Genomic DNA, 23701 nt, shown 5'->3' on the forward strand with positions numbered 1-23701 from the left:
TCCCGTTTATTGTTGTGATCGACACTGCAAAACTCTGTCGATGGTAATCCCGATTTACGCCTAAGCACCATATAAACAAAAAGCCGGAAAATCAAATACCTGATTTATCCGGCTCCACTGAAGCGATAAGAATTACATATTCAGCGTGTTTCAAACACGCCTTCAACCTTATTCTTGCGCACATTATTCCAGGTGAAGATTTGCGCATTCATCGCGATATACACACCGTGCGGCAAGGCTTGCGCAATACCGCAGGCAAACCCGAAGTTGAAGAAGGCGTCCGAATCCTTGATTTCATACGGAATCATCGCACCCGTCAGCACAATGGTTTTTTTTAATTGCGCGGCTCCGAGCACTTCCGCCGTTTCTTTCATCGTATCGGTACCGTGGACAATGACGATGCTTTTTTCATCGGCGCGCAGGCAGGATGCGGCGATGCGCTGACGATCGGCGTCATGCATCTCCAACGAATCAAGGAAGGGAAGTTGTTCTAGCTGCAGCGGCACCGTAATCCGGGCGCGCTTGATGATCTGCGGCAAATGGCCGTTACTGAAATTCAGCTTGCCGGTAATTTCATCGTAATGCTTATCGAAAGTACCGCCGGTGGCGATGATGCGCAGTGTCATTGGGATCACACAACAAAGATAGTCCAAAAGCGGATATCACATCATAACGCGAGCCAGCCAATTGTGAGAAGAGCTACGCATTTATCAGACGATAAATTTACAAATGGATGAGGCAGATATCGCGAGGTTATCTCTACCGCGCGTATCTGCACTCATCCATCCGGCTTCAGGCAGCGATCTTCATCGGTTCGGCAGGAATTGGTATTTCCTGATCATTGAGAACAGCAAACAGATGATCAACGTTGATCGATTGAATCAACAAGCGGCCGCCATTGGCTTGTATCACCTCCGTCACCAACATACCGTCGGTCGGACTGGCCAACGGCGTTGGTGTAATTTGCGAAGCTTGGAATTCCGGCACACCGTGTAACTCGCTGACCAGCAAGCCTATGCTTTGCGTGCCGCGCTTGACGATGATGACTTGGCTGCTGCTATCAATTTCCGACTTGTAACCGCGCATCAAATGACCGAGATCGAAGACCCAGACAAAGCGCTTGGCCTCGTTATCATGATGCAAGGCGAGGATACCGATCCGCTCTGGACGACCGCCCATCGAAACCGGCGATACGGCTGACGCCGGCAAGGCTTCTTCCGCATGTTCGGCCGCCAGTGCAAACAGGGAGCCATCGATGAAGAAGGTGGCAAACTCGCGTCCAGGTGCTGCGGTTGGATCGACTTCCAGCGTGGTCGATACGCTGTTGCCGTTGTTGATTTTTTGCCGTTCTTCGCCAAAGGAGTTGTACACCACGGCTAGCACGTCTTCGCTATAACCATCCGAAGTCTTGAACTCGCGATAGCCGTGCGATACGGTGCAGCCGAGTATGGCGTAATGGCCGTCGTGGATCACGATGCGCGAAGTACTGCTACCGTTTTCCATTGCCAGCAATTCTGGATCTATCTCCAAATAGTCGCCTACCGGACGCGTAGGATCGGTGCTGGAAATAATGCGGCCGCTGCGATTGATAAAGAGGGCGCTGACTTCTTCCTTGTCGCCGAGCGCACCTTTCAACATCGCCGAGAACTCCGGCTCCGAATCGAACACGATACCGATGCCGCCGACAATTTGTCCGGCGTTGTCTGGATGACGGATCGCCGCGTGATAAACGTAAGTCGGCCGTTCGCCATACAGCGGCGTGTTTTCAAACGGCGTGACGTAATAATGCTGATCGCTGCGCAAGCTGGAAACATGCTCCAGCGTAGTTTCGTCGATATGCGTGCCGACCACTTCCAGTCCATCTTCCTTGAAGTCGGTGCTGGCGATGATCATGCCTGCATTGTCGTAAATAAAAATCCGCGTATAGACCGTGTACAGCGAGTTGATGTAATCGAGAATCTCGCTCAAGCGCGCGACAGTTTCTGGCGATTTATGCGGCGCTGCCAACGCGACTTGCAGCTCTGGCGTCAGCGCCCACCAGCGGCAGTCATCCGAGCGCTCGTACAAATTGCGATCCAACAGATCCACCATCAGATGCGACACGAATTCCGAATCGCTCAGGCTGGACGACAGCACGGTCTCGTACAGATCACGGATTGATTGCGAAAAGAGTTCGTTACTGCGCGCGCCGGTTTCGCTGATTTGCTCGAGGATGGTTTTGAGTTTCAGCAGCTCACCGTTTTGCCCGGCTGTCATGACTTGACCGTTCCACACCACGCGCCGTATCGTTTCTGCCGCACTCATGATTTCAAACAGCGGCGGGCAGAAAGATTGCGCATGCGAGAGCAAGCCATCGGCCACATCAGCATCCAGTGATTTCAATGCCGTAGTTTCCAATCCGGTAAAACCCAATTCAACCGGAATCATCACTTGGCCTTGCCAGCCCGGCGGCCCCATATAACCTTGATAACCGTCGGCCGGAAAAGTGCGCGCCAGATATTCGCGTCCGCCGTACACCACCAAGCGCGGATCAGCATCGCGATTGACTGGCACCACCGCACCAACTGGTATCCACAGCGGATCGGCACTGGCGATCACGCGATTGCTGCCATCCAGCAGCAACATGTTCGAGCGTTCGGCAGGATCGCGATGCGAGCGGAAGATGCCGGCCATCTCTTCTTCAAAATGGAAGCACAGACACAACACGCCCACCACCGCGCCGGTTTCCGGATGATGCATGCGGCGTGAATAAATCAGCGCTTCATGCTTGGCAGGGCGCAGATCGGTGGCGCGGAAAGTTTCGACGTAGGTGTCCGATGCCAGCGTCTCCTTGATCAGCGGATCAGTGGTGCCTTCCAGCGGTGTTGTTTCATCAATTTGTACCAGTACGTTGCCGGCCACATCGACCAGCATGATTTCGTCATAGACGGTGTATTTGTTGCGATAGGCGCGCAGACGCGCACGGATCATGTCGCGGTCGTCATGCAAACCGGCGACGAAAGTGCACAGCTCGCGGTCGGTCGCGAGGAAGCCGACATCGGCGGTGCGCTCATACAAGTTACGCACGACGATATCGATCACGTATTGCGCCTTGGTGCCGATTTCTTCCAGCACATTGGAAACTTTTTCGCGTACCAGGCTGCTGACCAACTCTTGTTCCAGACGATTGAAACCAGCGCGTGTCGCCGCCATCGTCGGCAGGATCGCCTTGGCTTCAACCGGGCAATTCATCTTGGCGGAAGCTTCGATCATGCGCCACATCAGGTTCAGCTCACGCAAGGATTGCTCGCAGCGGCTGACATCGCGCATATACGGCAGGAAGGTATCGATTTGTAGCGAAGCGTGGGTATCCATAGTGGGGTCCTAACTCTCAATATGCAGCGCTGACAGTCTGTTGCGGGAGGCGCAACAGCAATGCATTTGCATACATGCTTTAAAGCAATTAGCAGACCAAGCAGTGAAGATGCAGGAGAGACAACGTTGAATGAAGAAGTCGATTTTTAAACGATGAGGTGTGAAATGGCGCAGAAAATAATTTACATATTTGCACTATTTTGATGCGCGAAAATAACAGCTACAAATTTTGCATTTTTATGGTGCACGCTTCGCGCTAAACTCTCTGCTAAACACGGTGCTTTGCATGTCTTTAGCCGTGACTTGAGGTAGCAAACCCCTTGGACGTAATGAGTACGACTCACTAGCTTGATGCATACGTTTTTGCGCGTGCTGCAAAGGGGGCGTGCCTAATAAACTGAGGTGTTTACCACACACGCATACACGCCTATGCGTGATGCTCTGGCGTCCGACAAGCAAGGCGTTCTCAAATACCGTTACACTATCGCTGGTCCACATATACAAGTATTGCTTTACCAATGAAACCTATCGCTCCAGGCACCGTGATTTTTCATCGCCATCGTGGCTATGGCGTCATCACGGCCGTTAACTTGATGACAGGCTGGATTTCTGCGCGCTTCGGCAACGAGATGCGCACGCTCGATTTGAATCTGTCGACCGATGAAGTTCAGCACGCCGATGGCGAAGCCATATTGTTCCGTCGCGCGCCGCCTGATCCTATGCCACATGCGCGTCTGATGGCGATGGTGCGTGAACTGCATAGAGCCGGTTATCAACGCTTGTATTTATACAGTTGGCCTAAACCATCCGGCCTGCATTGGCGCTGGCATTTATTCACGGGGCCGCGCAACTGGATGGAACGTCCGTGGCGCGAAGGCTGGTACGGCTCCGGTGCCGAATACAATTGCAATCCGGTGATGGGTTGGGGCGATGCCCCGGGTGAAACAGCGGAAGAATTAGCCAGCACGCTGGCGCAATTCGATCCAACCGGAATCGCGCAAGCACTGGGCCGCGACGAAGATCACGCGCGCTGGTTTGATGTTGTATGCGAAGCCTTGCTGCCGGATTACACCTTCTCGTTAGGCTGGGATAAACACGATGGTCCTATTCCTAACTCACTGCCGGTGATCCCGGTGCGACGCGGTGTGCCGGAATACGCAGGTCCGGCCTTGCCTTGGCCGCCGGGTTGGGCCAAGTTATGGGGCAGTGCACATCTGGCCAGCACCACTGCCACCTTGCTACCCAAAGTTGAAAAAAGTCAGACCAGAGACCGCTCCAACACCGTCAAGTAAGACTTCATCCGTGCTTGCCCAGCGTTTTGCTCGGCAAGCGCATTCTCATCAGACCTTGGGCTGCAATACATTCTTCGGCGTGCCGTTGGCGTAGTCGACGATGTTCTGGAATGCGATGCGGAAATACAATTCATAACTGTCTTTTTCCACATAGCCCAGATGCGGCGAAGCCAATACATTCTCCATCCGCAACAAGGGCGAACTAGGTGGCAGAGGCTCACTCTCAAACACATCCAGCGCGGCATAGCCGGGACGACCTTGTTTCAATGCGACTGGCAAGGCTTCGGCCTCTACCAGTTCAGCACGGCTGGTATTAACGAAGAGCGCAGTCGGCTTCATACGCGCCAGATCGGCGGCCGTGACGATGCCCGTCGTTGCATCATTCAAGCGCAGATGCAGTGTCAGCACGTCAGCTTCGCTGAAGAACGCTTCCTTCGATGCGGCAGCGCGATAACCATCTTGCACAGCGGCCTCACAACTTGCCGCACGTCCCCACACCATGACATCCATGCCGAAAACTTTGCCGTAGGACGCAATCAATTTGCCTATGCGGCCGTAGCCCCAAATACCCAGCGTGCGTCCCTTCAATACCGTGCCCAACGTATTGTGCGCAGGTGACATCGATGCGGTTTGCCACAAACCATCCTTCAAATTGCTCACGTATTGCGGCAGCTTGCGCGTGGCTGCCATGATCAAGGCCCAGGTTAATTCTGCCGGCGCCGTCGGATCGCCTATGCCCTCGACTATCGTGACACCGCACGCAGCTGCAGCGACCAAATCGATATGCCCGCTGACCTTGCCGGTTTGCGAAATCAATTTGAGCTTGGGTAGTTTTTCCAGCAAAGGACGCGATAAGACTGTGCGTTCACGTATCAAGACCAGCGCGTCAAAGTCTGCCAGACGTATCGCCAATTGCCCAACGCCGCGCGCGCTGTTGGTAAACACTTTGACCTCATGCCCATCCAGCAAAGAAAAACAAGCGAGATGGCGAACACTATCTTGATAATCATCGAGAATCGCGATTTTCATGAACACTCCGGTGGCGGTAAACGATCTAGCGTACTGTTTGCACGCACGATAAAGATTTGTATTATCCGACAGCTTGCACAACTGTGGTGATAGATGCAGGGGGAAGATAGTGACTATTTTTACGCAATAAAAAAGCCGCTGAAAATCAGCGGCTATCGGTAAAGAAACGATCCGAAGAATAGGTCTCGGTCATCACACAGCTTGCATCTCACCTGATGCAGATTGATGTGAGGAATTGGCTTTCCGTGCTTCCAGCTTTGCGCGTATCCGCTCCCACATCTTGTCATGCAAAGGCAGCAGCATCACATTGCAAATAGGCTCCACCACGGCGGCCACCCCACCCAGAGCGATGGAGCCGGTTGCCACGTACATGACGGCAAAGGCAACGCCCATGTGCATTGCAATTTGACTGGTGGTTTTTGCTACGGTGACCATGATGGAATCCTTTCTGCCTGTTTTGTGATCTATGCGACCTTGAAACAGATGATAGCGATTCTCATTTGATAGTACAAATTGATTTATTTAAAGAAATTAATAGCAAATGCCTATTTATTGCTTTCCCGGCTGAATATCCGCGCTTCGCGTAAAATCAGGGAACGCTACATCACCCCTCCACCGGACTTTACGTGCCCCGCCGAATCACCGCCATCATCGCCACACCTTTTCGCTTTATCCGCACATCCGTTTATTCGCTTTGGGCCTTGCAGAGCAGGGAACGTGTGCGCCTGTGGAATGAGATGACACAGATGCGCGGCTTGCTGCCTTTATTGATGAAGCAGCGTAATGGTTACCGCTGGACGGAACTGGATCGCAAGCGCATCAAGGTGCACCTGCATAAGCTAGTAGAACTCAGTCCGTACATGGTGTTGTTTGTCGCACCAGGTGGTTTGTTTGTCTTGCCGGTGCTGGCGTGGTGGCTGGATAGACGTCGCTTGAAACATGATGAAGATGCTGGCGAAACCATCGTGGAAGAATTGCAGCCGTAAAATTCCAGCTGCAATCTCGTTCACATCGCTGGTCGTGGTGGCCAGATGAATCGCATCAAGCCATCAAGCAAGAAGCACATCGCCCAGACCAACCAGAGCGTCCACAGATTGTGCGACAGAAAATGCGCACCGCGCGCCATCTGCACCACACTCATCATCACACCCAGCAATAAACTCAAAGCCAAAAACGCGCGCGCGAATGGCGGCTTGTCTTCTCTAAAAGCAAAGTAAGCCGCAAGCAAGCCGAAGCCACCAGAAGCATGCCCACCTGGCCAACATCCGCCGGGGCCAGCAGGCTTGTCCTCCATGCCAAATAGGGGGAACCAATGTCCCTGGCCACCAAACTCATTGATGTCCCACGGACAGGAATGCACGCTGTTAATCTTGATCAGCAGCACCACCAACGGCGCTATGGCCGCCATTAATGCGAAGAGAAACAAGGCACGTCGCCATGGCCGCAACGCCATCACCCAATAGCTGATGACAGCCAGAACGATACCGATCGCAAGTATCCAGACCGTGATCAACTTTAAAACCGTATGCCCCCAAAAATCCAGCGCTTGCGAAATACGCCAAGGAAAACTGTTCGCAACAGTATCGAAAAATTGCCGCTCCAGCCAAAAATCCAGGCGACCATCACGCGATATCCAAGTGAACAATAATCCGGTTACCAACAAAGCGATTAAATTGATCGTGGCAAAACGACGATACGCAGCACTCACTTCGCCTCACCCCGCAAGCGAATCAAACCTTCTTGTGCCACCGTCGCCAGCAATACACCGTGCTGATTATAGACATGCAAAAAACACAGACCACGACCGCCTGATGCATTCGGACTTTCCATTGCAAAGAACAGCCAGTCATCCATGCGTAAAGGGCGATGAAACCAGATCGTGTGATCGAGGCTGGCAATCTGCAAACGCGGATCGGTCATCTTGACGCCATGCGGTTGCAGAGCAGTCCACAACAAACCGTAATCAGATACGTAAGCAAACAAGCTTTCATGCAACAACGGATCATCCGGCAGTTGCATGGGCGCACGCGCCCACACCTGGCGCGTTGCAGACGTATGCTGGCCATTGAAAATATTGTTGTCCAGATCACGAAAATCCACCGCAGCAGGATGGAAGGCACGGCCAGTTGCAAGCGCACCTTGCTGCCAGGCTTTTAAAGTAGATGGCAGCGTCTCTGGATCTGTCATGAACGGCGCTTCTTTTTGATGCGACAAACCTTCTTCTTCCGTCTGGAATGAAGCCGACATCACAAAGATGCGACGTCCTTCTTGTATCGCCACAACACGCCGTGTGCTAAAGGTGCCGCCATCACGCACACGTTCAACTTCATATTCAATCGGTAGTTGATGATTGCCCGGCAGGATGAACAGGGCATGCATGGAATGCGGTCGACGCTGCTGCACCGTACTGCATGCTGCATACAAGGATTGACCCAATGCCTGCCCGCCAAAAACATGCGGATTACCCATAAAGTGGCTTTGCCCGACGAATTTATCCTCTCCAGTTTGCTGCACGGCCAAGATCTGAATAATTTCTTCAGTGTTGTATAAAGACTTATCCAGCATGAAATGCTTTCTTGTAAAAAGATCGTCGCACTATACCTGAGACAAAGCGGCGATTATGCCTGCCACACATCAGCAACGATTTCATACGAACGCACGCGCTTGGCGTGATCGAAAATCATGCTGTTGATGATGATCTCATCGGCCTGCGTCATATCCAGAAATGCTTGCAGCTTTTCTTTGACGATGGCAGCATCACCGATGATGGACGCACGCAACATCGACTCGACTGAAATACGTTCATGCGGCAACCATGCATCATCCATGCTCTCGATAGGCGGCGGCAATTTGCCCGGTGTACCACGCACCAGACTCAGATGCATTTGCTGTTGCGAAGTCGCCAGATGTTGCGCTTCTTCCTCTGTTTCTGCAGCAAAAATATTCACGCCCACCATCGCATACGGTGCATCCAGTGTTGCTGATGGGCGGAAAGTCTGGCGATACAACTGCAGCGCATTCAACATGTAATCGGGCGAGAACTGCCCGGCAAATGCGAACGGCAAACCAAGATGACCGGCAAGCTGCGCGCTATAACTGCTCGACCCCAGCAACCAGATCGGGATATTCAATCCTGCTCCTGGGACAGCCTGAATAGCGGTACCTTCTGCAGCAGGCTGCAAGAATGCGCGCAACTCGTTCAACTGTCTAGGAAACTCGCTACCGTCATCGCTGATCTCGCGGCGCAAGGCGCGTGCAGTCGCTTGGTTAGAGCCAGGTGCACGCCCCAAGCCGAGATCAATACGACCTGGATAGAGCGATTCCAACGTACCGAATTGTTCGGCGATCACCAGCGGTGCGTGATTAGGCAACATGATGCCGCCAGAACCTACACGTATCGTCGAGGTACCACCGGCAACGTAACCGATCACGACCGAAGTTGCTGCGCTGGCGATACCAGGCATGCTGTGATGTTCGGCCAACCAGTAACGGTTGTAGCCACGTTTTTCTACATGTTGTGCCAAATCCAGCGAACGATGAAAAGCATCAGCAGGTGCACCATCAACCAGAATCGGCGATAAATCGAGGACGGATAAAGGGATATCTTTTAAGGATTTCATGAAGAGCAATCTACTCGCGATATAAAGGCAATCCGCTTGCAACACAAACTTGAGCACAGCGCGGATGGAAGATCGACAGCATAGCGTGAATCGACAAATCGAACCGAACACGCCTATTTACTTGACGAAATAACCAACGATGAAAGCATGGGTATTGCAGACAGGACACTGCGCTTGTTTCCTCAAAACAAGCTACCCATCGCAGGCATCGCTCATTACAATGAACTATCCATTACGCGCAGGAGATCGACATGCTTGGTATACGCTCCATACTTGTTGCCGTTTCTATCGTCATGCTCGTGGTCGCATGTAAAAAACCATCGACCACACCAACACCAAAAATGACTGAAAACGCGACGTCCGTCGTCACACCAACAAGCACTGCATCAACAGCAAAACAATAAGACATCGCCGTTCATCGCGTTCCGCCATTTCAGGCTAGCAAGCGCACAGTGAATTCCGTGCCTACGCCTACTTCACTTTTAACAGTGATCGTTCCACCATATCGCGCGACCAGTGTGTAGCTGATCGATAAACCCAGCCCGGTTCCACCTTGATGCTTGGTCGTGAAGAAGGCATCGAAGATATGCGCGATATCTTCTTTCTTGATTCCTACGCCGGTGTCGGCAACGCTGATCGTTACACTGCGCGCGCCATTTTCTTCATAGCTATCTTTGGTCGTGATGGTCAGCCTGCCACCATTTTTCATGGCATGAATAGCGTTCGTGCAAAGATTGATCAAGACTTGCTGCAACTCGCCACGATTGATAGGCACAGTGAGCGTGGCATGCTTTTCATGCACCACTTCGATATTGCTTTGATTCAGCAAGTGGCGCACCAGCACCAATGAATCAGCCACCACATCGTCTATCGTAATTGCCTCTACATAACCGGCGAACTCGCCCGGACTGGCGAACTGCAACAGTTTGGTGACGATGGTATTGATGCGATGAATCTGCTGATCCATCAATTGCAATTCACCTTGTACCGGCTTTGCTGCAGATCCCAAGGTATCGCGCAACACATCCAGATTGCCTTGCAATACGGCGACGGGATTATTGATTTCATGCGCAACACCAGCGGTGATTTCACCGATCGCGGCCAGCTTTTCTGCCAGCACCAATTGCTGTTGTGCCTGCACGAGTAATTTATTCGTCTGCTCCAACTCAACGGTACGTTCAACTACTTTGCGATCCAGTTGATTACCCCAAGTCTTCAGTTCTGCATTCTGCTGTTGCACGGTATCGAGCAATTCATCCAGATGACGCGATAGATTACCCAGCTCGTCACGCGCTTGTACGCCACCAGTACGCGCATCCATGTCGCCCAGCTCCACCGCAGTCATTGTGCGGTTCATACTCTTCAACGGAACGTAGATATTGCGTGCCACGCGCAGTGAGAAATACACGCCACCGATGCCGATTGCAGTGAACAAGACGGCGAGCAAAATGATTGCTGTTTCCTTCGCCTGACGAAATGGCGCTTCCAGATAACCAACGTACAACATGCCGACACGTTTACCAAAACTGTCGCTGATCGGTTCATACGCGGAGATATACCAATCGTGCACTACAAAGGCTCTATCCAGCCAGGTCTTGCCGTCGTTAAGTACATGATCGCGCACTATCTGCGAAGCACGCGTACCGAGCGCACGCTTGTCGCCAAACAAACGGACATTGGTTGCGATGCGCACATCGTCGATGAACAGCGTCGCCGTACCGGCGCTACCTTCGGGTAAGGAGCCATCCGCATAAACCAGACTATTGATGGTATCGACGAAAGCGAGATTCTGATTCAGCAACATGCCGCCTTCCAGCACACCCAACAACTTGCCATCATCGTCATACACGGGCGTCGCGGAATGGATCACCATACCACTGCGTTCCGCCGTTTGTTTTGTTGGTGCCGCGTTCGATGTATTGATTAATTCCAGATACGCTTGCTGTGCAACGCTATCGTCTATCTGTCTCAATTGCGCTTCGGAATAGATATCGATCTCTGTCGCTTTATCGCCTTGCAATGCGCCATGCACAACCGGCCAGCTTGCATTACTGGTCTCCATATCAGACGGCTTACCCGTCGACGACACCAGCACATGACCTTGCGTATCGAGATAGTTCAGAAAATCCAGGCCGAGTACTTTCTGCTTTTCCAACAAGATGCGTTGCAGATTTGCGTGATCGTCTGCCTTGACTGTCGAGACGAAAGGGTAGGAGTCACCAAGACTGGAAACATCCAGTCCTATGCGTTCACGCACATGAATAAAATACTCGTGCGCAACCGCCAGATCACTGCTGACCTTGAAGGTAAGCAAGCGATCGTAATAGCCTATTCCCCAATAAAAAATCAGTGAAAACAGTATCGGTAAAACCGTCAGCAAAGGCACCAATGCAACCAACAAGAGCTTGGTGCGCACCGATACATTAGCGAGAAAGTGCCGGTTAGATAGCCATAGCAAAAATCGACGCACGGTGGACAAAATTTACATGCCCCATTCAGCGCATTTACGCTCTAGCGTCTTGCGCGAAATGCCGAGACGACGACCGGCTTCTGATTTATTGCCATCAACTTCCGCCAGAATTTTAAGGATGTGTTGTTTCTCGACGGCCTCTAATGTCACATCGTTGTTATTGATCACCGATGCAGCGGTCGTACTGGAAGTGACGTCAGAAATATTACCGAGTATCAGCCAACGTTCAATCAGGTTACGCAACTCACGTACATTTCCCGGCCATGCATACGAGGCCAAAGATGCGAACAATGCGCTATCCGGTTTCTTCGCTGCGACACCTAATTGTTGCGACAACTGCCGCACAAAATATTCTGCCAATGCAGGGATATCATCGGTGCGTTCACGCAGCGGCGGCATGTGTATCTGCACCACATTCAATCGGTAATACAAATCTTGGCGGAAGCGACCTTCGCGCACGGCATCTTCCACATTGCGATTGGTCGCTGCAATCACGCGCACATCAACCGGTATCTCGCGCTCGGCACCGACCGGACGAATTTTTTTCTCTTCCAGTACGCGCAGTAATTTGACCTGCATCGCCAGCGGCAATTCAGCCACCTCATCGAGGAAGAGCGTGCCACCTTGTGCATAGAAGAACAAACCTTCACGCGATGAAGCCGCACCACTGAACGCACCCTTGATGTGTCCGAACAATTCGCTCTCGATAATATCGGGCGCAACTGCACCGCAATTAATGGGAACAAAATTATTGCCGGAACGATTACTGAGCTTATGCATGGCACGCGCAGCGATCTCCTTGCCGGTACCCGATTCGCCGGTAATCAATACCGTGCTCGGCACTGTCGCCAAACGCTTGATCGCATCACGTATCGGTTGCAAGGCGGTAGACTGTCCGACCAAACCATCGACACCAGCCAGATCAACATGTGTATCCAGCTCGCGACGCAAAATAAAATTCTCGCGACGTAAATGTGCCCGATCGAAACAACGTCCGATGGCACTCAAAATTTGATTCACGCGAAATGGCTTCAACAAGAAATCAGCAGCGCCAGCACGCAGAGCGCGAATCGCTGTTTCCAAATCTGCGAAAGCGGTGATCAATACAACGTCGTTATGCAAACCAAGTTCGCGAACTTCCTGCAACCAGTCGACACCAGATTTACCGGGCAAGGAGTTATCCAGAATGATCAAATCGAAATGTCGTTGTCCCAACAAGACGTTGGCATCTTCCACCGACTCGACGGCTTCTACCCGATTGCAACGACCAATCAAAGTGCGCTGCAAAAAACTGCGCATGCCAGGCTCATCATCGACGATCAGGATCGAGCGTTCTTGCCAGCCGCCAAATGCTTCAACGAAAGGCTCATCTGTTTCTGTATTAATGGGAGGAGTTGCAGCGCTCATATTTAATTCTGTGTGGGATAAGCACGGACTATGGATGATGTTTTCTTATAACCCATATTTTCTCATCCTGCTGCATACAAATGGAAAAAGCGAGGCACCCAAAGGTACCTCGCTTTTATCTTCGTCTTGCTAGTAAATCCTAATGGAACAAAGCCATTGCCTTTTGCATGGTGGACGATACACCCCAGATCAGGGGAATACTCACGTACAACCAGAAAACAGTCACGACAATCGGGCTGGTTTTCTTGGTGCTATGCGATGTTGTTGCGTTCATACATTTCTCCTTTGCGCGATATCGATAGGGCGCTTAACGCGCACCAGCAGGTTGCGCATTACCAGCGCGCATGGAATTGTTGTTTTTCGCAGCATCCTCACGCAGATAATGTTTTGCATCGACCGGCTTGATGAAATAGTTGCAGATAAAGCCCAGCAATAACAAACCAGCCATGATGTACATGGTGACGGCATACGCCTCACCCTTGGCCACACCTTGATCGATTTGATATTGGCGGATGTAGTTCACCAGCACCGGACCGAGCACACCTGCAGCTGCCCATGCTGTCAACAAACGACCATGGATGCCACCAACAAACTTGGTACCGAACAGATCGGCCAGATAGACAGGCACTGTCGAGAAGCCGCCACCGTACATGCTGACGATGATGCCGTAGAACAGTACGAACAAGGCAACGCTACCGCTATGTCCGGTGTAAGGAATACAGGCATACAGGATCGCACCAACGATGAAGAAGATGAAGTAAGTACGCTTGCGACCTAAATAATCTGATGCCGACGACCAGAAGAAGCGACCGCCCATATTGAACACGCTGAGCAAGCCAACAAAACCGGCAGCTGCTGCAGCTGAAACCGAGCCTTTGAAGGTTTCTTGAATCATCACTGAAGCCTGACCCAGCACGCCGATACCCGCCGTCACATTCAGGCACAGTACCAACCACAACAGATAAAACTGCGGTGTCTTCATCGCTTGATCAATATCCACATGATGCTTGGTGATCATCTTGTTCTCGACCACAGGCGGTACCCAGCCGGCTGGTTTCCAATCCGGCGCAGGGATACGAATCGCCATCGCACCTATCGTCATCGAGATGAAGTACAACACGCCCATCACGACAAAGGTTTCCGTCACACCGACGGAAGTCGCTGTTTTGAAATGATCCATCAGATAGACGGACAAAGGAGCGCCTATCATCGCGCCGCCGCCAAAACCCATGATCGCCATGCCGGTTGCCATGCCGCGTCTATCCGGAAACCATTTGATCAGCGTTGAGACAGGAGAAACATAACCGAGTCCCAAACCGATACCGCCGATGACGCCATAACCGAGATACACCAACCAAATCTGATGCAGCGAAACGCCGATCGCAGAAATCAAAAAGCCGCCGCCGAAACAACAAGCCGCGACAAACATCGTCAAGCGTGGGCCGACTTTTTCCAGCCATTTACCACCGAAAGCAGCAGCCAAACCGAGGAATACAATCGCCAGACTGAAGATCCAACCTAGCGTAGTCAGCTTCCAGTCATCTGGTGCCGGACTATCGATACCTATCAGTTTGGATAATGGACCATTGAATACGCTGAATGCGTAAGCCTGTCCGATACAAAGATGAACTGCCAATGCAGCCGGCGGCACCATCCAACGATTGAAGCCGGGGCCGGCGACACTTTTATCTTTTGCAAAAAAATCGAGCATGTAAATCTCCTCATTTGATCTTGTTCGCAACATCGCTGTGTTGCGAGGCGTTTTTCGACGACGCTCATGCATCGTCTGCGGCGAAGCTTCTTCACCAAGCCCGGACCTATAGGCAATCGACATGCCAGACAGATAAAGCTATACAAGCTATTGATTATTAATGATTTTTATAAAAACATATGACTCATCAAGTGAGACAATTTGACCGACCGTAGCGACAATTTGACCCTCTTCTTGCAAGACAAAATCCACATCCAAACCTGCCATACCAGCTTGCAAATTGTTGCAAATAGTCATCAAACCCCGTTAATTTTCCGTTAAAACGTTATGTCGTACAAATATATAACGTATATACTCTCGCTTTTTAAAAAATGGCCGTTATTCCTGATTGGCTACAACGCAGCAATCAGAGAAGCCAATAAATTGAGGGAGTGAAATGAGTTACCAGTTGTCTCGTACCACCATCGCAGCATCCTTGCTGCTTGCGTTCGGTAGCACTGCATTTGCAGCAGAACCGGTTAATGAATCCAATGTCTTTACGCTCGGCGAAATCAATGTCGCAGGATCAGGCACGGCGACACCTGCAACAGGTGGTGCTACCGTCACCCGCGAGGAGATGGATGATTTCAATCGTGAGACCCTGCAGAAGGCGCTTGATATCTTGCCAGGCGTCACCGTAACAGGTGGCGGCCAACGTAATGAAAGTATGGTCTACGTACGCGGCTTTGATAGCCGCCAAGTTCCTGTATTTATTGACGGCATTCCTGTTTATGTGTCCTACGATGGCAATGTCGACATGGCACGCTTTACTACTTACGATCTGGCATCCATTGAAGTTGCAAAGGGTTTCAGTTCCGTTCTATACGGTCCAAATACCATTGGTGGCGCAATCAACTTGATCAGCCGCCGTCCAGTCAAAGCATTCGAAGGCAATATTGGCGTCGGCATTCGATCCAATGACAAATTCAATTCCAATGGCAACAACGCCAACATTAATCTCGGCACCAATCAAGGCATGTGGTACGCGCAACTCGCCATGTCTTATCTGGACACGGATGGTTACACGCTATCCCGCGACTTCCGTCCTGTTGCAACACAACCTGATCGCGAGCGCCGCAATGCCTATAGCAACGACAAGAAAATCAATATCAAGGTCGGCCTGACGCCAAATACAACAGATGAATACTCGCTGAATTACATCAACCAAAAAGGTGAAAAAGGTAGCCCACCATATGCTGGCACCTTGGCGACCGCCAACTACTGGCAATGGCCAGCATGGGATAAAGAGAGTGTGTATTTCATTTCCAATACTGCAATCGGTCAAAACTCTTATGTCAAAGTACGTGCCTACTATGACAAGTTCACAAATCGCTTGAACGCATACGATGATGCACGCTACTCAACTGTCACCAAAAGAAGTTCTTTTTATAGTTTTTACGACGACCACACTTATGGCGGTAGCGTTGAATTCGGGACAAAAATCTCTGATATCAATACCTTAAAGGTCGCCTTACATTTAAAAGAAGACATTCATAAAGAACATAATCTTGGCGAGCCGACTCAACATTCTCAAGACAGAACAACGTCAATCAGTATTGAAGATACTCACAAATTGACAAGCAAATTGGACTTGGTTACTGGCGCAAGCTATGACACGCGCAAAGGTAAGCAGGCTCAAAAATATGATTCGACTCTGGGTATTATCAACTACGCACCTACCGACACGTCTGCGTTCAATCCACAAGCTGGCTTGATTTACCACACATCAGAAACAGGTAATGCCTACTTTACGATCGCTCGAAAATCTCGCTTCCCGACAATCAAAAATCGTTATTCGGGCGGCTTGGGTTCAAACATTCCAAACCCTAGTTTGGATGTAGAACGTGCCACCAACTATCAATTAGGGTTCTCCGAAAAACTGAATCCTAAACTGCGTGTAGAGGCTGCCATCTTCTACAGCGAGATTACTGACATGATGCAATCGGTCCCTGTTCCAGGAACCGTATGCGGTACAAGTACGTGTAATCAGGTACAGAACGTCGGCGACGTCAGAACTAAAGGTATTGAGTTAGGAATAACCAATTTCATCACTGACAATCTTGAAATCGGTGGGAACTACACTTACACACACAGAGAAAACAAATCAAACCCTAGTGTCAAACTGACTGAAGTCCCGTTGAGTAAGTTCTTTGCCTATGCAAAATGGGCAGCTACACCGAAACTTAATGTTATCGGTAACGCCGTATATCGTACTCATCAATACACGGGCCTCAATGGTGTTTTTAGAGACACTCCTGCTTTCACAGTTGCGAACGCGAAAATTAGTTATGCCATCCAGAAAGATGTGACGATCGAAGCAGGTGTAAACAATCTGTTCGATCGTAACTATGCATACACTGAAGGCTTCTACGAAGAAGGCCGTAACCTCTTCGCTAATTTGAACTACCGTTTCTAAGAGTTTCACTATGCTACGCACATCACTTTCTCTCCGTAAGCTGATCGCTACTGCGATCTTCGGCTTTGCATCTGTCATCGCTGTGGCGGCAGATAAACCCGCTGGCAAGGTTGTGGTCATGACCAGTTATCCGGAAGAAGTGGTGGCGCGTTTCGAAGCTGCTTTTGAAAAAGCGCATCCCGGTACCCGCGTTGAAATACTCTGGCGTCGTTCCGGTGATGCGCTGTCTTACCTGCGCAAACCGAATCAAGGTAATGTCGATGTCTACTGGACACCGGCACAACGTAATTTCCAAATCCTCGCCAAAGAAGGTGCATTCCGCCGTCCCGATCTGGATATGAAGGGCCTGCCTGCCAAAGTTGGCGGCTTCCCGATCTCCGATCCTGCCGACTTCTATCTCGCAAGTGAAATTGCAGGCTATGGCTTTGCGATCAATCCGCAGCGCCTGCAAGACAAAAAATTGCCGCAACCAAAACAATGGACAGACCTGACCGGCCCTGAGTGGAAAGACGAAATCGTTTTCCCGATCCCGGGCAAAGTCGGCTTCGCACCGATCCTCATAGACATCATCTTGCAAGGATATGGCTGGGATAAAGGCTGGGCCTTGCTGCAATCCATAGGCAGCAATGCGCACCTATTGGGTCAAGGCGGTGCAAATATTTCCGATGACGTCCGTAACGGTCAGGCCAGTGTCGGCGTGTCTATCGACTTCTTCATCAAATCGGCGATAGCCAATGGCGCGCCTATCCAGTTTATTTATCCCGGCATTACTGGTTACTCGCCAGCGCATGTCGGCATCATGAAGGGCGCACCGAATCTGGCAGCTGCTCGCGCCTTCGCTACTTTCGTATTGTCGGATGAAGGGCAGAAGATACTGTTCCATCATGACATCCGTAAATTGCCGGTACGTCCTGCAGTGTATGCAGACAAACCAGCCGGCTACTACGATCCGTTCGAAGCTGCCAAGGCCATGCCTTTTGTCTTTGATACCGAACGTGCATTGGCACGTCAGGGCTTCAACAACACTTTGTTTGATGTGTTGATCAGCAATGAACATGTGCGTCTGCGTTCGGCGAATGACAAGGTCATTCAGGCCGAGCGTGCAGCAAACACTCCGGTATTGAAAGCAAAAGCTGCTCAAGCACGCGGCTTGCTCGATACGATACCAGTGAGCGAAGCAGAAGCCACTGCGCTCGCGCCACAGTTTGTGTTCGCCTTTGATGAAACAACAGACGCTCACCGCAATGATGCGATTACTGCGCAATGGACTACGCGCATCCGGGAAAACCGTGCACGTGCAGAACAACTAGCGCAGGAAGTATTAAACGCAACGGGCAAGCAAGCGAGTGCCCAGTGAAATTCAAACGTTTCATCGGCTATCTGGGTGTGTTGCCAGTAGCCTTGCTGTTAAGTGGTACCGCCAACATTGATACCAAGTCACTGAGCGGCGGCAGCGCTACCGTCTTTGACGACAGCCGCGACGCATATTCGCAAGCCAGTCCGGTTATGGATACGGACAATATGGCCGCATTCATCCAAGGCCGCGGCTTGTTCCGCCAATCGTGGGTAGTCGCACCGGCGAATGACAGGGCGGCCGGACTCGGCCCACTATACAACCGCATTTCCTGCATTGCCTGCCATGCCAAAAATGGCCGCGGCGGCGCACCTGATGGTCCTGATGGCACCATGCAAGCGATGCTCTTGCGCCTCAGCATACCCGGCAGCAATCCGCATGGCGGTCCGAAACCGCATCCCGCGTATGGCGATCAGTTGAATGAACGCGGCGTGCCTGGTGTACCCGGCGAAGGCATAGGCTTCCTGATCTATGACGAAAATGTAGAAACACTGGCCGACGGCACCAAAGTCACGCTGCGCAAACCGAATGTCCATTTCAAGGAAATGGCCTACGGTGCGCTCGGCACAGATGTCATGGTGTCACCACGCGTAGGCCCGGTTATCTATGGCCTCGGCCTGCTGGAAGCGGTCAGCGACGAAACCATATTGGCAATGGCAAAACAGGCCAAGCCGGATGGCATCGCCGGACGCGTGAATATGGTCTGGGATGCGATGGCGCAAAAGGAAGCAATAGGACGCTTCGGCATGAAGGCGAATGTCGCGACACTGACCGAGCAAATCGCGAATGCTTTCTCCGGCGACCTCGGCATTACGTCACCTCTGATTCCGCAAGAAAATTGTACCAAGGTACAAACCGCCTGCCAGCGCGCACCGTCCGGTGGCGAACCTGAACTGACGCGCGCTGAGCTGTATGCGACCGTGTTCTACACGCGCATGTTGGCGGTACCGGCACGACGCGATGTGAATAACAAACAAGTAATCCACGGCAATCGTTTATTTGTACAAGCACGTTGCATTGCCTGTCACGCATCGCCATTACGTACCCGTCCTGATGCTGCGTTGCCAGCCTTGTCCAACCAGTTGATACGCCCTTATACAGATTTGTTGCTGCACGATATGGGGCCAGGTTTGGCCGATGGCCGTAGCGATTATCTTGCCACCGGCAAAGAATGGCGCACGCCACCTTTGTGGGGCATAGGGCTGACACACAAGGTCAATCCCGATGCCGGCTATCTGCATGATGGTCGTGCTCGCACCTTGCTGGAAGCCATCATGTGGCATGGCGGCGAAGGCAACTACTCGAAGGAAGCAGTACGCGCGATGTCGACCGAAGATCGCACTGCCTTGCTGCGTTTTCTGGAATCGCTCTGAATACAATCCGTTGCCAAATTTGCAGGACAAAATATCCTGCTTCCCCTATCTCGACTCTCATGTAAAACTGTCGTCATCGACGTATAAATGGAAGAGAAGATCATGGCAAAGAAAGAAGAACTGGACCCAGAAACACTAGCCGTCCTGAACTGGTGCATAGAAGTAGAAGGCTTCCTGGTCGCCGGCGGTGCCACCTTGGCAGAAGCGCAAGATCATATTGAAGAGCAGATCGAATGGTTCACCGATTTGTTCTATGACGGCCTGACACCGGAAGAAGCGGCGAAAGAAGCATTGGCCTGAACGCCAGACACTGAAAACTAAAAAGCGCGCCTGAATGTTCAAGGCGCGCTTTTTTTATTGCATCCAACAAATATCAATCTTCGGCTGGCACTGTCACTGGCGTAAATCCGTATTGCGCCATCAGCTTCTGCGCTTGCGGGCTTAACAGGAAAAGCGCGAATCGATAAGCGGCTTCATGCGATTTTTTCTCGCGTGTGATCACCGATAAACCATAGCTAGGTGTGATTGCCAATGCTGCCGGCAATGGCACGCTGGCGAACTTGGGGTCAGGTGTGGTCTGACGACCACTGCAATAACCCAGCGATATCTGCACCTTCTTTTCCGCGAAAAAATATTCCATTGCATTGCGCCCAGCTGGAACCGGCGGATTGTTTTTTCCACCGACCAGTTGCTGCGCTTTTGCTTCCAGAATTGCTTGCGCACCGGGACGAACTTTCTCGGCCTTGGCAAACATTTGCCACGCATAATCACCGCCCGGATCAGCTTTTGGTGTTGAAGTACCGAGGCCGACTTGCGGATCGAGTAAACGATCCAACAAGTTTTCTGTCGTCAACTTGTAGTCCGGCAAAGCTTTCGCGCACAGACGATTGCGTACCATCACGACTGCTGGTGTTGCGATACCTTGATCGGCCAAAGCTTGCGGATGCTCCATATTCGCTGACGCAAAGATATCGGCTTGTTCACCGCTCTCTATGCGCTCACGCAATAAACCGGCAGGACCAAATTGCGCATCGATCTTTTGTCCGGTCTGTTGCGTATAGAGCTGCGCGACAGCTGTCATCGCACCGGTCAAGCTACCTGCAGCCAACACCTTGATAGGTGCTGATGGCAAGGGTGTGACGGCCGCAGCGCTGACACTAACCAGCATCAGCGGTAAAGCCATATAAGAAAAAACTATTTTCTTCACAATGATTTCGCTTTCAGGAAAAATTAGAAATCCATTTGCATAGATGCACGGATAGTGCGCGGGGCACCCAGTGTGCCGGTACCATTATCTGCACCGGTATAACCGTTCTGTCCACTTGGTACGATATTGGCCCAGTAACGCTCATCAGTAACATTGTTGATGGCAAGACGCCATGTAGTCGGGCGTCCCATTAATTGCGTCGTGTAACGCGCGCCCAGATCCATCACCGTATAGCCATCTACTTTGTAGCTATTGATGTTGTCACCTTGTCGACTGCCTGCATGACTGACGTTCAGGCTAAGCCCTAAGCCAGGTATCATCGCGACGCGGTAGTCCAGCAAGATATTGCTGACTATGCGCGACAAGCCCATGATTTGTTTATTCGAAGTCGCAGGGCTGTTCGTATTCAGTAAACGTGGATCAAGATAAGTCAGGCCACCATACAAGGTGAGATTGCGTGTCAGTGCGCCGTTTGCCATCAATTCGAGACCTTGATTACGCTGCTCGCCTTGCACGGCAAACACACCATTGGCAGCAAAGGCGAACGGACGCTCGATGCGAAACAAAGCGGCGCTGAAGCCCATTTTTTCAAATGCAAGTTTGTAGCCCAGTTCCCACTGCTTGCTGCGGTAAGGTGCCAGCGTTGTCGTACCTGATGTATCGCCTTGCTGCAGGCTGTCCGCATAAGATGCATAGATCGTCATGTTCTTTTGCGGCTTGTATGAAACCGTCGCATTAGTGCTGAGACCACTATCGTTGTAAGCAGATGTCGCTACTGTTGTACCGTTGGGATTGTAGCCACGCTGATCAATCCAACTCTGACTCGCAAACAAACCGATCGACCACTGTTCATTCAAGCCGAGCGTGTCTCCGACTGTGACGGATTGTTGTCGAACAGTTTGTGCCTTGTAACGATTCTTGAAATCCGAAAAAACAGGTTGATTGAAAATAGCCGGATTACCCAGAGTTGAATTGCCGAGTGTGATCGCACCTGTCTGAAATGGTCGGTAACGATCCCATTCAAATCCTGTTGCGGATACCACGATGTCATGTGTCATGCTGCCGGTGCTGACACGTCCATTCAACGCAACGGTATGGCTGAGAATTTCATCCAAACTGAAACTAGTCGTTGCTACTTTTACGTTGTAGGCACCTGCATTATTCGTCAACGTATTAGTCGGTACTGTAGACGCACGATCACTGCTTTGCTTCAGTACACCAGCTGTCAGATTCCAATTCTGATTAAGACGATGTTTGATACGCGCGCTATAAGTTTCCGTCACGTTATCGTCACCAGCAAAAGGCTGGCCATAACCAACGCGTTTTGGATCTGGTGCTGTAGGAAACACGATAGTCGCGTTATTCAATGCGAACGTGCCTGGCAAACCTTTGCTCGTGTAGTGATAACGGCTGATATTCGTTTCCAGCTTGGTATCGCTCGTCAGTTGCACATCGAAGGACAGACTTGCCAGCTTGCGATCCAGCTTGCTACGATCAACATAGCTTTCGCCACCCTCATCCAGCAAATTGACGCGAAAACCGTAACGCTTATCTTCACCAAAACGATCACTGATATCGGCGCTAACCGATGCGGAACCCTGGCTGGCGTAACCAAGCGTAAAGCGACGCAGCGGCGTTTCCGTCGGCCGCTTCAAGACATAGTTGAAGGTGCCGGCAGGACTGGCCGGACCATACAATGCGCCCGCCAATCCATTCAATACTTCAATACGATCAAACTGCTCGATAGGATAGTCGGTAGTCGCAGCGATATTCATGCCGTCTATGCGTGTGTTCTGTACGACGCCGGCTTGCAAGCCACGCGTTTGCGGACGAATGTTCTCGCCTTGTACCGATGGCATGTAACGGAAGGCTTCGCGCACGCTTTTCAATTGCTGGTTCTCCAGCAGTTCAGCCGGCACGACGTTGATTGCGTACGGCGTATCCAGCACGCTCTTTTCGCCTAATGGTCCGATATTCGCTGTTTCTGTCTTGTAGGCAGGTGCACCTGTGCCGACAACGTCAACTGTTTCCAGCACGGCCGCTTTATCTGCTGCAAGAGAAGCAACAGGCAAAACGCCGCTCATGGTGGCGATGGCGAACACCGTCAGGCCCGATGCACGACGGGCAATATGTGATTTATTTATGTGGTTCTTCATGAGTAATAGAGGAGTGACGAACAAGGTCCAAATCTTTGGACTACGCGATGCAGGCAGCATCCGTATGAAGTCGCCGTGTAAAGGAAGTCTTGCTTATGCCGCTGGCATATCAGGCATTGCGGCCGAAGTTTAATCGACATTACTTAAAACTACATAACGATATTTATGCGACTGCGGCAAAGTAGCAACAACGCCATCGTGTTGATTTCAGGAAAACTGCATTGAAAGACTTGCGTGTTCCGCAGCGATTTGAGCGAAAATACGTCCGTCCAA

General features: G+C 51.2%; 20 protein-coding genes. 7 read left to right on the plus strand and 13 right to left on the minus strand.

The annotated features are described in order from the left end of the window. Window positions 1-140 precede the first annotated feature (140 nt). Both BQ6873_RS11565 and BQ6873_RS11570 read right to left on the minus strand, forming a co-directional pair. On the minus strand, window positions 141-626 hold the full coding sequence (locus tag BQ6873_RS11565) for an asparaginase domain-containing protein (protein ID WP_076592780.1): 486 nt from the start codon (window positions 624-626) through the stop codon (window positions 141-143). Between the two features lie 166 nt (window positions 627-792). Then, window positions 793-3354, minus strand: coding sequence for a chemotaxis protein CheW (locus tag BQ6873_RS11570; protein WP_076592781.1), 2562 nt, complete (start codon window positions 3352-3354; stop codon window positions 793-795). 518 nt (window positions 3355-3872) lie between these two features. Between BQ6873_RS11570 and BQ6873_RS11575 the strand changes: the two genes are divergently transcribed. Then, entirely contained in the window at window positions 3873-4646 is a 774-nt protein-coding gene (locus BQ6873_RS11575) for an L-asparaginase (RefSeq protein WP_076592782.1), read from the plus strand. A 48-nt stretch (window positions 4647-4694) separates the two neighbouring features. On the opposite strand, the gene BQ6873_RS11580 is transcribed toward BQ6873_RS11575, so the two are convergent. Beyond that, a complete protein-coding gene (locus BQ6873_RS11580) occupies window positions 4695-5675 on the minus strand; it encodes a D-2-hydroxyacid dehydrogenase family protein (protein WP_076592783.1) in 981 nt (326 codons plus the stop codon). 192 nt (window positions 5676-5867) lie between these two features. Further along, window positions 5868-6110: a DUF2061 domain-containing protein gene (locus tag BQ6873_RS11585; RefSeq protein WP_076592784.1), complete on the minus strand. Its 243-nt coding sequence runs from the start codon at window positions 6108-6110 to the stop codon at window positions 5868-5870. Between the two features lie 191 nt (window positions 6111-6301). On the opposite strand from BQ6873_RS11585, the gene BQ6873_RS11590 reads away from it, so the two are divergent. After that, window positions 6302-6661: a hypothetical protein gene (locus BQ6873_RS11590; protein ID WP_197685176.1), complete on the plus strand. Its 360-nt coding sequence runs from the start codon at window positions 6302-6304 to the stop codon at window positions 6659-6661. 20 nt (window positions 6662-6681) lie between these two features. Here BQ6873_RS11590 and BQ6873_RS11595 read toward each other — a convergent pair whose 3' ends face one another. Genes BQ6873_RS11595 through BQ6873_RS11605 form a run of 3 tightly spaced genes read right to left on the minus strand, consistent with a single transcriptional unit; the run spans window position 6682 to window position 9295 of the window. Further along, a complete protein-coding gene (locus BQ6873_RS11595) occupies window positions 6682-7383 on the minus strand; it encodes a phosphatase PAP2 family protein (protein ID WP_076592785.1) in 702 nt (233 codons plus the stop codon). Continuing rightward, window positions 7380-8240, minus strand: coding sequence for an acyl-CoA thioesterase (locus BQ6873_RS11600; protein ID WP_076592786.1), 861 nt, complete (start codon window positions 8238-8240; stop codon window positions 7380-7382). The genes BQ6873_RS11595 and BQ6873_RS11600 overlap by 4 nt, the downstream gene beginning before the upstream one ends. Window positions 8241-8293: 53 nt before the next feature. Next, on the minus strand, window positions 8294-9295 hold the full coding sequence (locus BQ6873_RS11605) for an LLM class flavin-dependent oxidoreductase (protein ID WP_076592787.1): 1002 nt from the start codon (window positions 9293-9295) through the stop codon (window positions 8294-8296). A 251-nt stretch (window positions 9296-9546) separates the two neighbouring features. Here BQ6873_RS11605 and BQ6873_RS18055 point away from each other — a divergent pair, with 251 nt between their 5' ends. Further along, window positions 9547-9699: a hypothetical protein gene (locus BQ6873_RS18055; RefSeq protein WP_157889158.1), complete on the plus strand. Its 153-nt coding sequence runs from the start codon at window positions 9547-9549 to the stop codon at window positions 9697-9699. A 29-nt stretch (window positions 9700-9728) separates the two neighbouring features. Here BQ6873_RS18055 and BQ6873_RS11610 read toward each other — a convergent pair whose 3' ends face one another. The 4 genes from BQ6873_RS11610 to BQ6873_RS11625 form a co-directional block, all read right to left on the minus strand. Next, a complete protein-coding gene (locus BQ6873_RS11610; protein WP_231949326.1) occupies window positions 9729-11711 on the minus strand; it encodes a sensor histidine kinase in 1983 nt (660 codons plus the stop codon). A 66-nt stretch (window positions 11712-11777) separates the two neighbouring features. Beyond that, a complete protein-coding gene (locus tag BQ6873_RS11615; protein ID WP_083664454.1) occupies window positions 11778-13172 on the minus strand; it encodes a sigma-54-dependent transcriptional regulator in 1395 nt (464 codons plus the stop codon). Window positions 13173-13311: 139 nt separating this feature from the next. Next, window positions 13312-13446 (minus strand): MFS transporter small subunit, encoded by a 135-nt coding sequence (locus tag BQ6873_RS11620; RefSeq protein ID WP_076592788.1) that lies wholly within the window; start codon window positions 13444-13446, stop codon window positions 13312-13314. 33 nt (window positions 13447-13479) lie between these two features. Then, window positions 13480-14883 carry an L-lactate MFS transporter gene (locus BQ6873_RS11625; protein ID WP_076592789.1) on the minus strand — a complete coding sequence of 468 codons (1404 nt, stop codon included), beginning with the start codon at window positions 14881-14883 and terminating at the stop codon, window positions 13480-13482. A 436-nt stretch (window positions 14884-15319) separates the two neighbouring features. On the opposite strand from BQ6873_RS11625, the gene BQ6873_RS11630 reads away from it, so the two are divergent. The 4 genes from BQ6873_RS11630 to BQ6873_RS11645 all read left to right on the plus strand — a co-directional run bounded on the left by BQ6873_RS11630 (window position 15320) and on the right by BQ6873_RS11645 (window position 20365). Next, a complete protein-coding gene (locus tag BQ6873_RS11630; protein WP_076592790.1) occupies window positions 15320-17338 on the plus strand; it encodes a TonB-dependent receptor plug domain-containing protein in 2019 nt (672 codons plus the stop codon). A 10-nt stretch (window positions 17339-17348) separates the two neighbouring features. After that, window positions 17349-18695 (plus strand): ABC transporter substrate-binding protein, encoded by a 1347-nt coding sequence (locus BQ6873_RS11635; protein ID WP_076592791.1) that lies wholly within the window; start codon window positions 17349-17351, stop codon window positions 18693-18695. Continuing rightward, the gene (locus BQ6873_RS11640) at window positions 18692-20065 is read left to right on the plus strand and encodes a di-heme oxidoreductase family protein (protein WP_076592792.1); all 1374 of its coding nucleotides are present in this window, start codon (window positions 18692-18694) and stop codon (window positions 20063-20065) included. The genes BQ6873_RS11635 and BQ6873_RS11640 overlap by 4 nt, the downstream gene beginning before the upstream one ends. A 102-nt stretch (window positions 20066-20167) precedes the next feature. Beyond that, window positions 20168-20365 carry a hypothetical protein gene (locus BQ6873_RS11645; RefSeq protein ID WP_076594093.1) on the plus strand — a complete coding sequence of 66 codons (198 nt, stop codon included), beginning with the start codon at window positions 20168-20170 and terminating at the stop codon, window positions 20363-20365. A gap of 73 nt (window positions 20366-20438) precedes the next feature. Here BQ6873_RS11645 and modA read toward each other — a convergent pair whose 3' ends face one another. After that, entirely contained in the window at window positions 20439-21272 is an 834-nt protein-coding gene (modA, locus tag BQ6873_RS11650; protein ID WP_157889159.1) for a molybdate ABC transporter substrate-binding protein, read from the minus strand. A gap of 23 nt (window positions 21273-21295) precedes the next feature. Further along, window positions 21296-23428 carry a TonB-dependent receptor gene (locus BQ6873_RS11655; RefSeq protein ID WP_157889160.1) on the minus strand — a complete coding sequence of 711 codons (2133 nt, stop codon included), beginning with the start codon at window positions 23426-23428 and terminating at the stop codon, window positions 21296-21298. Window positions 23429-23701: the final 273 nt, after the last annotated feature.

Source organism: Herminiimonas arsenitoxidans (assembly GCF_900130075.1).
Classification (GTDB): Bacteria; Pseudomonadota; Gammaproteobacteria; order Burkholderiales; family Burkholderiaceae_D; genus Oxalicibacterium; species Oxalicibacterium arsenitoxidans.